The 6,117-nt window shown below is 36.8% G+C and carries 8 protein-coding genes; 4 read left to right on the forward strand and 4 right to left on the reverse strand.

Annotated elements, in window-relative coordinates:
- From ABDH28_06580 to ABDH28_06595, 4 genes are all read left to right on the forward strand, one after another.
- Nucleotides 1–776, forward strand: a 776-nt coding sequence (locus ABDH28_06580; protein MEN2998681.1) for a hypothetical protein, incomplete at its 5' end; no start/stop codon positions are given.
- Between the two features lie 39 nt (nucleotides 777–815).
- Nucleotides 816–1,604 (forward strand): diadenylate cyclase CdaA, encoded by a 789-nt coding sequence (cdaA, locus tag ABDH28_06585; protein MEN2998682.1) that lies wholly within the window; start codon nucleotides 816–818, stop codon nucleotides 1,602–1,604.
- Nucleotides 1,594–2,199, forward strand: coding sequence for a hypothetical protein (locus tag ABDH28_06590; protein MEN2998683.1), 606 nt, complete (start codon nucleotides 1,594–1,596; stop codon nucleotides 2,197–2,199). The genes cdaA and ABDH28_06590 overlap by 11 nt, the downstream gene beginning before the upstream one ends.
- A 39-nt stretch (nucleotides 2,200–2,238) precedes the next feature.
- Complete coding sequence (locus ABDH28_06595; protein MEN2998684.1) at nucleotides 2,239–2,904, forward strand: DUF4159 domain-containing protein; 666 nt, start codon at nucleotides 2,239–2,241, stop codon at nucleotides 2,902–2,904.
- Between the two features lie 97 nt (nucleotides 2,905–3,001).
- Here the strand turns inward: ABDH28_06595 and ABDH28_06600 are convergent, their stop codons facing one another.
- The 4 genes from ABDH28_06600 to ABDH28_06615 form a co-directional block, all read right to left on the reverse strand.
- Nucleotides 3,002–3,565 (reverse strand): class II aldolase/adducin family protein, encoded by a 564-nt coding sequence (locus ABDH28_06600; GenBank protein MEN2998685.1) that lies wholly within the window; start codon nucleotides 3,563–3,565, stop codon nucleotides 3,002–3,004.
- Between the two features lie 67 nt (nucleotides 3,566–3,632).
- On the reverse strand, nucleotides 3,633–4,394 hold the full coding sequence (fliP, locus tag ABDH28_06605) for a flagellar type III secretion system pore protein FliP (protein ID MEN2998686.1): 762 nt from the start codon (nucleotides 4,392–4,394) through the stop codon (nucleotides 3,633–3,635).
- A gap of 377 nt (nucleotides 4,395–4,771) precedes the next feature.
- Nucleotides 4,772–5,857 carry a glycosyltransferase family 1 protein gene (locus ABDH28_06610; GenBank protein ID MEN2998687.1) on the reverse strand — a complete coding sequence of 362 codons (1,086 nt, stop codon included), beginning with the start codon at nucleotides 5,855–5,857 and terminating at the stop codon, nucleotides 4,772–4,774.
- 4 nt (nucleotides 5,858–5,861) lie between these two features.
- A partial coding sequence (locus ABDH28_06615) for a GMP synthase (glutamine-hydrolyzing) (GenBank protein ID MEN2998688.1) occupies nucleotides 5,862–6,117 on the reverse strand: 256 nt, incomplete at its 5' end.

Raw genomic sequence — 6,117 nt, forward strand, 5'->3', positions numbered from 1 at the left:
GAGAAATAGAAGACTTTATCGGAACAGCATACTATAACTACGTTCTACACCTTATAGAGGAGAAAGATTTTAGCAAAGCCTTATGGGTGATAAACTATGTAAAAGACGAAAAACCAAGGTATTATAAACCACTCATAGAACTAACAGATCACCTGATCTTCGCTTGGGGTAAGAGCGAGATCGCTAAAGGCAACTACGAAAGTATACCCAGCATAATAGAGGCAGGGATGAGCATAAATAAAAAAAGTGCATACACTGCGGGAATAAACTTACTAGTTGAATTATCAAAAGCCTTTATTAGTAAGAAGGAGTATAGAAAGATCATCTCATATCACAAGTGGTTTGTAGGTTTGTTTCCTGAAGGTAAGGAAGGAAGGCAAAACTTGGGATATTACTACAACCTATGGGGTATAGAGCTTATGAACTCCAACTATCTTGAAGAATCTGTAAAAGTTTTTGAGGAAGGAATTGCAGATCTACCAGAAAACAATGTGCTCAAGCAGAATTGTTCTATCGCTTACGCCAAACTTTCGCAAATCCTTTATGAGAGAAAAGACTTTGAAAACTCCGTTACTTCCATAAACAGAGCTATTGAACTACATTCATCAAAACAGCTAGATACTATAAGAAGAAACATATACCTAGCATGGGTCAAACACCTCGCATTCTCTGAAGAAGACTTCAAAAAAGCAAAAGAAGTCTCACAAAAAGCCTTACAAATATACCCAAACGATGTTGAACTTAAGAGAGTATATGACTACGTATCAAAAAAATGATTAACTTTGTATCACAAACTCATGAGAGTAGGATAAGATATGGACATACTGAATTTTGCAAAAACATATCTAATCGGAGCAATAGAAGTGTCACTGATATGGCTAATGCTATACAAAGGATTCATACTCCTTAAGAAGACAAGAGCAGGAGCTATAATAAACGGAATTCTCATTTTCGTAGGTGTAGGAATATTGGCAAAGATTCTCAATTTTGAGGTGATATCCTGGTTTTTTGATAGCATAATAACTTATTCTGTCCTGATCCTAATATTCATATTCAGAGAAGAGATAAGAGACATGCTACTTCAGATAGGCACCCTTAGGATTCTTAAAAGAAATGAGAAGAAGATAAAACAGTATGCTCACGAACTCAAGGAAATACTTGAGGCTATAGACCTTATGTCAAAAGAGAGAATTGGGTGTTTGCTAGTTTTTGAAAGAGATGTTCCTCTCGGAGACTACATAGCAACTGGAACTCAATTCAACACCAGTATCTCTAAAGAAAAACTACTAGGAATATTCAGCAAAAACTCCTCTTTTCACGACGGAGCAACAATCATAAGAGGCTTAAAGATAGTAGCTGTTGGGTGTGTATTACCAATAGGTCCTGTTCCTGCAGACCTGCTAGTAGACAAAATATCAAAAAGGTTTGGAACCAGACATAGAGCAGGATACGGAGTTTCCAGAGAGACTGATGCAATCGCTATAATAGTATCAGAAGAGACTGGCAAAATCTCAGTAGCAATGGACTTTTATTTTAACTATGATGTTGATCTAGAGGTTGTAGAAAATGTCGTTAAAAACTACTTTGAGCGGTTTGCTAGATAAAATAACAAAAAACTTCACAATAAAGGTAATATCTTTACTCATAGCAATTGGTCTGTGGTTCTACTTAAAAAATCTTGTAACCACAAGCTATGAATTCTACATCCCTTTAAACTATACAAGCCTCCCTCCAAATAAAGTCATAATCAACCAAAATACCTTACCAAACTATGTACTAGTCAAACTCAGAGGTAACAAAGAAAAGATTTCAAAAGTTTTGGAGATACCAAAGGCCTCAATACATGCATTTCTAGACTTATCCAAACCTAACGATAAAAATATCTACAAAGTGAATATCACCTTACCAGAAGAGATGAAAAGACTTGAGATACATGTATACCCAAATGAGGTATTCGTAGACATTGACGAAATAGTGGAAACTAACCTTTTGGTTGTAGTAAAAAACTCCGCAGATTACATAGTAACTCCAAGCACTGTAAAGGTTAGAACAGTGTCAAGAAATCTAGAAAAACTTTCCAGCATTGAAATAGAAGTAGACACTACAAAATCAGTTGATAGGGTATTTCTTGAGAATACATCCTTTCTAGTCTTCTTTCCACAGGTTCTGACTGTTAGCAATACTAATTACAAACGATAGTGTTGAAATCGATACCCCAAGGCAGTTATTATTTAAGTTGTGAGAAAGCTACTTTTGGTTTCTATCCTTCTGGTTACCATAGATGCATTCTCTCAAGAATTTAGCATAGGAATAGTCAAATATCGCGGAGGAGACTGGTATAACAACGTTGATTCCGTTAGAAACCTTTTGCGAGAAACTTCCAAAAGAACAAGTATAAAAGTCAAGCTAGAACCCAACCTCGTTGATCTCTCCTCCAGAGATATCTTTGATAATGATCTACTATACATAAGTGGACATACACCAATAGAGTTTAACACCAAAGAAGCTCAAAACCTAAGAGACTACATTCTGTTTTACGGTGGATTTGTGTTTGTCAACGACGATTACGGAATGGATGAGAGTTTCAGGAAAGAAATAAAGAAAGTTTTTCCTGAATATGAGCTACAGAAACTACCCTACGAACACCCAATCTACAGATGCTTTTACCACTTTCCTAACGGTCTTCCGAAAGTCCATGAACACGACGGTGGTCCTCCAGAGGGATGGGGAATAATCATCAATGGTGAATTAAGGCTCTTTTACGCCTACAACACCGACATAGGAGATGGCTGGGATTCACCAGAAGTTCATAACGACCCAGAAGAAATAAGAGAGCAAGCCATAAGAATGGGAATAAACATCGTTGTCTACTCAATCGTAAGATCCTTACCAATTCAGAATTAGATTAAACTTATGGACCATTTGCTAAATCCCTAACAGCAACAACCTTTTCCTAGAAAGGCAGAAACCTAAAAAATTTTGACTATGAAGATTCAGAAAATCACCTTTGGAAAAGCAAATACTTATATACAATTCCAGCATATTTTTCAAGGATCTCAAGTTTAAAAAACGCATCCCACAGATCCGTTCTACTTTTTATTATGACACCATGTTTGTCAAGGATTATCACATCACTCTTTACACCCCTTACAACACTTGCACCCTCAGGTGTTCCAGGAGTAGCGTAATCTGACACAAATATATCCCCTAGAAAGTATTCTGCCTCAAAAAGTAACTTTTCCTTAAAGTCATGTCCCAAGAGGTTTAAAACTATAGTGTTTTCGGGGTGAGCATGTAGTATACATCTTACCGTGTTATCACCTAAGTAACACTCAAGATGGGTAAAAATCTCACTTGATGCTTTTCCCCTCTCACCGTTTTTCAACTCATCTATATCCAGAACCACTATATCTTCCTCTTTTAGCATAAACTTAGGCACTCCTGAAGGAGTCACAAATAACCTACTCCCCAACCTATAACTTAGGTTACCCTCCTTTGAGGTTATATACCCTCTACTATACATAGCCTTAGCAACATCAACAATCTCTCTTAATACCTTTCTCATCAGTGCCTCCTAAACCTTACCTCCGAAAAAACCCCTCCCTAAAATTTCTTACCAAACACCCTCTAACCTAGAAAAAGCTCAGAACCACTTTATTTATTGTCAAAGCCCATCCATCTATCAGGAAGAAGAAAATTATCTTAACTGGAAACGATATCACAACAGGAGGCAAAAAGAACATTCCCATGGATATCAAGATACTTGACACAACAATGTCTATTATTAGAAACGGTATGAGAAGGATAGCTCCCATATAAAATGAGACAGTAAGCTCATTTACTATAAAAGCTGGTATCAAAACATAAGTTGGCACGTTATCCCTAGTCTGAGGTCTTGGCAGATTAGCCATCCTTATGAACTGATATATATATTTCTCGTTAGTCTGCTTAAACATAAACTCTCTTATCGGCTTCATCGTGTTATCAAATGCCTTCTCAGCAGTTATCTTTCCATCAATGTAAGGTCTAATACCTTCGTTATAAGACTTGGTGAAGATCGGCCACATTATATAAAGCGTTATAAAAAGTGCAAGCCCCACAAGAACCTGATTTGGAGGAATATTCTGCGTTGTCAAAGCTCTCGGAATGAAAGCCAAGACTATATATACTCTCATAAACGAAGTCAACATTATAAGTATTGATGGCGCAAGTGAGAGAATGGTAAGAAGCAAAAGTATTTGTAAAGACACAGAAACTTCCTGAGGAGTTCTTGCAGGATCCACACCTATAGTGAATCTAGGCAAAGGAGGTTGCGATGAACCTAAGGTATTAAAGATAACCAAAAACAACAAAACACCAAAAACTATTTTTGCATACCTATAAAATCTCAACACAGTCTTCAATTTTACAAAAACTAATTTCTCTCTTTCCAAATCAGTAACACACCCAACAACAAGGCCTAAAATTCACACCTAAGTGAGTTTTCCTTCTTTCTCTCACAGTTTCTGTGTCGGAGGCTAAGTAAGTTCTCTTTTTAGCAAGCATCTAAGCTTGAACCGACGGACACTATCTGGAAACGAAAGAAATAGGTAAGCAAAAGTTTAGAATCCCGAGCATTCATCTGGTATAAATCGGAACTTATTGACACCCAACGATAAATTCTAATTTATAGGTTAGGATATGACCTTCTTTCTACTACTCTCGCAGTCCCTGTCGGGACTGTGTAAACACTTTTTTTAACAAACACCTACTAAATAAACACTCTCTTCCATCACTTCAAGCTTTCCTTATATACCTCAACTGTGTTCTCTAGAAATCTTTCAAAAGAGTATATACCTAAATACTTTGACAACTTCTTAACTAGATTTTCTCTATCTCCTTCGGACAATAGAAAAAAGCTTATTTTCCTAGCAATATCTTCGGGGGAAGAGGGATCAAAAAAGATGTTCGTTTCGTCAAAGAAAAGCTCTCGCATAACGGGAATATCAGAAACCAGTGGTAATGTTCCTTGGGCAATAGACTCAAAAGGGGTTAATCCAAAACCTTCTTCAAGAGAAGGCAAAACTGTCAACTCTGCATCTCTATAGAATGAGATTAGTTCGTTCTGTTGTATGTTTTCCAATGTTAGAACACAACCTCTAAGACCATTACTCTCTATCTCCCTATCAACTTCATCAATTGACTTAAATTTCTTACCTACTATGACTAACTTTAAAGAAGGGTTTTCGTCCAATACCAATCTAAAAGCTTTCACGAGAGTATGAACATTTTTGTGGGGTTTCCTATTACCTACATATAGGATATATCTCTCTAGCCCATATTTATGTTTTACATCAACGTAATCTGTAATTCTATGGAGTGGATTCACACTAGGATTATAAACAACTCTCACCTTTGACTCATCAATATCTGGAAACATTTGCAACAGTTCATTCCTCGTTGACTGTGACACACATATTACACTCCTAGCATTTGAAACTGAGTTATAGAATATAGCCTTAGCTATACTAAGCTTCAGCTTATTCCCATACTTAAACTTAAATTGTATAAGGTCGTGGACTGTTACAACGTACTTTTTTACAGACACAAGAGATTTATTGAAATTTGTGTAATGCACCAAGTCTACACTCTTAGATCTTATCTCAGCAAGGAAAGTATAAAGTTGTTCCGAAACCGAATATATAGAATTAGGAACATTTATAACCTTACCCTCATCAACAAAGTCCTTTAGATCTCTGTAACTTCCCATAACAAAGAGATTTATTCTCCTATCGCCAGACAGTCCATGTATCAACATTTTGGTATAACTACCTATTCCCGTTCTACTGATACTTCTTGCATCTAGTAGTATGTTCATACTGTTACTCCCACTCAATTGTTGCTGGTGGTTTTGATGTTATATCGTAAACAACTCTTGTTACTTCACGCACTTCTCTGACAATCCTATTTGCAACTTTGTTTAAAAAGTCATAAGGCAGTCGTGACCAATCTGCCGTCATTCCGTCAACACTATTTACACTTCGCAATACTACCACATACCCATAGCTCCTCTCATCCCCCATAACTCCGACTGCTCTATCAGAGAGCAACACCGCAAACGCCTGCCAAACCTTGTCA

The organism is Brevinematia bacterium (assembly GCA_039630355.1).
Taxonomy (GTDB): Bacteria; Spirochaetota; Brevinematia; order DTOW01; family DTOW01; genus SKYB106.